Source organism: uncultured Ralstonia sp., from assembly GCA_913056305.1.
Classification (GTDB): Bacteria; Pseudomonadota; Gammaproteobacteria; order Burkholderiales; family Burkholderiaceae; genus Ralstonia.
Genome location: CAJXMR010000337.1, coordinates 1 through 3,362 on the forward strand (window position 1 = coordinate 1; position 3,362 = coordinate 3,362).

General features: G+C 67.3%; 2 protein-coding genes and 1 pseudogene. 1 reads left to right on the forward strand and 2 read right to left on the reverse strand.

The genetic code is table 11. The annotated features are described in order from the left end of the window. Positions 1-399 (forward strand): annotated as a pseudogene (locus QZ609_RS25590) (AMP-dependent synthetase); the annotation flags it as partial. Between the two features lie 36 nt (positions 400-435). Here the strand turns inward: QZ609_RS25590 and rodA are convergent. Further along, the gene (rodA, locus tag QZ609_RS25595; protein WP_295501042.1) at positions 436-1,578 is read right to left on the reverse strand and encodes a rod shape-determining protein RodA; all 1,143 of its coding nucleotides are present in this window, start codon (positions 1,576-1,578) and stop codon (positions 436-438) included. Positions 1,579-1,601: 23 nt separating this feature from the next. Then, positions 1,602-3,362, reverse strand: a 1,761-nt coding sequence (gene mrdA / locus QZ609_RS25600; protein WP_295501045.1) for a penicillin-binding protein 2, incomplete at its 5' end; no start/stop codon positions are given.

Here is a 3,362-nt window from a genome sequence, read left to right on the forward strand (position 1 = left end):
CGCGCCGTCCTGCACAACGGCTTTCTGCGCACCGGCGACATCGGCCAGGTCTCCCCCGACGGCTACCTGCAATGGCAGGGCCGCATCAAGGAGATGATCAAGGTGTCCGGCTACAGCGTGTTCCCGGAAGAGGTGGAGGCGCTGCTCTCGCGTCACCCGGGCATCCGCCAGGTGGCCGTGACGCCAATGCCGGACCCGGACAAGGGCGAAGTGGTGTGTGCGCACGTGGTGCCCATGAGCGGCGTCGAGCTGACCGAGGCCGAGCTGATCGCCTGGTCGCGCGACAACATGGCGCCGTACAAGGTGCCGCGCCGAGTGAAATTCCACGATGCACTGCCGGCCACGGCCACGGGCAAGGTGCTGCGCCGATTGCTCCGCGAGGAAGCCCTCGCCGCCTGAAAACGAAACGGCCGCCAACTCTGGCGGCCGTTTTTCCTAGGTCTGCACGAAGCGCTTCTGCCGCGCGATGCTCATCAGGATGCCGATCCCCATCCCCAGCGTGACCAGCGCAGTGCCCCCGTAGCTGATGAGCGGCAGCGGCACGCCCACCACCGGCAGGATGCCGCTCACCATGCCCATGTTGACGAAGGCGTAGGTGAAGAAGATCAGCGTGATCGACCCGGCCAGCAGGCGCCCGAACAGCGTGCCCGCATTGGCGGCGATGAACAGCCCGCGCACGATCAGCAGCAGGTACAGGAACAGCAGGATCCCGTTGCCCACCAGCCCGAACTCTTCCGAATAGACCGCGAAGATGAAGTCGGTGTGCTTCTCGGGGATGAACTCCAGGTGGGTCTGCGTACCCTTGAGCCAGCCTTTGCCCGTCACCCCGCCCGAGCCGATGGCGATAATCGACTGGATGGTGTGGAAGCCCTTGCCGAGTGGGTCGGTGGTCGGGTCGAGCAGCGTGCAGATACGGTGCTGCTGGTAGTCGTGCAGGATCGGCCACGTCACGCCCGGGGCGCAGATGCGCGACTCGAACGACACCACCAGCGTGACCACCGTCACGGCCATCACCATCACCGGCACGATCAGCCGCCACGTCAGGCCGGCAAAGTAGATCACGTAGATGCCGGCGGCCAGCACCAGCAGCGCCGTACCCAGGTCGGGCTGCTTGGCGATCAGCCCGACCGGCACGATCAGCAGCAACCCGGCCGCGAGGTAGTCGTACCAGTGGATCACGCCCTCGCGCTTCTGGAAGTACCACGCCAGCATCAGCGGCATGGCGATCTTCATGATCTCGGAGGGCTGTACCACCACGCCGATGTTCAGCCAGCGCCGCGCGCCCTTGCGGATCAGCCCGAACGCCGCCACCCCCACCAGCAGCGCCACGCCGATGGTGTACAGCGGCACCGCAAAGCGCATCAGCGTCTGCTGCGGCAGGTTGGCGATGATCCACATCACCGCGAACGACAGCAGGATGTTGCGGACCTGGTCTTCCACCCGGCCCGGCATGTCGATTGCTGCCGAATACAGCGCGATCAGCCCGGTGCCGAGCAGCAGGAAGACGATCAGCGCCAGCGGCTTGTCGAAACCGGTGAAGAGCGACTTGATGACGTTGAATACGCGGCGCTTGTCCATGGTGCGTTCCTCAAGCGCAAGAATCAGGGGGCCGAAGCCGGCTTGGGCGCGGGCTTCGGTGTGGGGTTCGGCTTGGTCGCCGGCTTGCGGTCCTTCGGCGACGCAGCGGGCGCCGACGCCGGCACCACCGGATTGCTGCGCCCACGCGGGCCCGGCAGGTCGGGCGGCGGCTGCACGTGCGACAGCGCCTGCAGCACCTGCGCATCGAGCGTGGCCGGAGCGACAGCCTCGGCGCTGTTGGCGGCGTCGCGCAGGGCCGGCGCCACCAGGTTCGGCGACATCGCCGGTGTGGCGCGCGGCGCGCTAGCCGTCACAGCAGATGCCGCTGCCATCACGCCACTGGCTGCGGCCGCCTCGGACGCGGCCACACCCGAAGCCACCACTGCCTGCGCGGCATTCTGCGCGGCCACTTCGGCCGCCGCCTGCGGCGTGGCCGTGGTGCTGGCAATGGTCGCGGTCTTGCCGGTGGAGAACACGCTCGCGGTATCGACCGGCGGCAGTGGCTGGGGCTTGGGCGCGGTAGCGGCCAGCTCGGCCGGCCACTTGCCGGTCAGGTAGTAGTCGAACACCGCTCGCGCGATCGGCGCGGCCGAGGTGGCGCCAAAGCCGGCGTTCTCGACGATCAGCGCCACCGCGATCTTCGGATGGTCAGCCGGGGCAAAGGCTTCGTACAGCGCGTGGTCGCGCTTGTATTCGGGAATCGCGTGGTGGTTGTACTTCTCGCCCTTGGACAGCGAGAAGGTCTGCGCCGTACCGGTCTTGCCCGCGGACTCATACGCTGCGCCGGCAAACGCCCTGGCCGCCGTACCGGCCTGGTTCACGCCCACCATGGCGTGCTTGATCACGTCGATGTTGCTCTGCTTGAGCGGAATCCGGTAGCTCTCGGTCGGCACCGTCAGCGCGCGCGTCTTGCTCACGGAATCTTCCACCGCCTTCACCAGGTGGGGCTTCATCACCACGCCGTCGTTGGCCAGCGTCGACACCGCATGCGCCAGCTGCAGGATGGTGAAGTTGTTGTAGCCCTGGCCGATGCCGAGCGAAATCGTCTCGCCGTCGTACCACTTCTGCTGCTCGGGGCGCTTGTAGGTTTTGCGCTTCCACTCGGTGGAGGGCAGCACGCCGGTGCGCTCGCCCTCGATGTCGATGCCGGTGACCTGCCCGAAGCCCAGCGGCTTCATGAAATCGTGGATGGCATTGACGCCCATGTCGTTGGCGAGCTTGTAGTAGTACGTGTCGCACGACACCACGATGGAGCGGAACATGTCGACCCAGCCGTGGCCGCCCGGCGCGTCGTCGCGGAAGGTGTGGTTGCCCAGCGTGAACGAGCCCGGATCGGCCATGCCCCACTGCGGCGTGCGCTTGCCCAGCTCCAGCGCCGCCAGCGCCATGAACGGCTTGTAGGTCGAGCCCGGCGGATAGGTACCGCGCAGCGGCCGGTTCAAGAGCGGCTTGTCGGGCGAGCTGTTCAGCTCGCCCCAGGTGGTGCTGTCGATGCCTTCGATGAACAGGTTCGGGTCGAAGGTCGGCTTGGAGACGAAGGCGAGAATGTCGCCGGTCTCGGGCTCGATCGCCACCAGCGCGCCGCGGCGGTCGCCGAAGAGCTGCTCGGCGAGGCGCTGCAGGTTGACGTCGAGCGACAGGATCAGGTTGTTGCCCGGCGTCGCCTGCGAGGTGGACAGCGTGCGGATCGGCCGCCCGCCCGCGCTCACCTCCACCTGCTCGTAGCCGGTCAGGCCGTGCAGCTCGGTCTCGTAGCTCTGCTCGATGCCGACCTTGCCGATGTA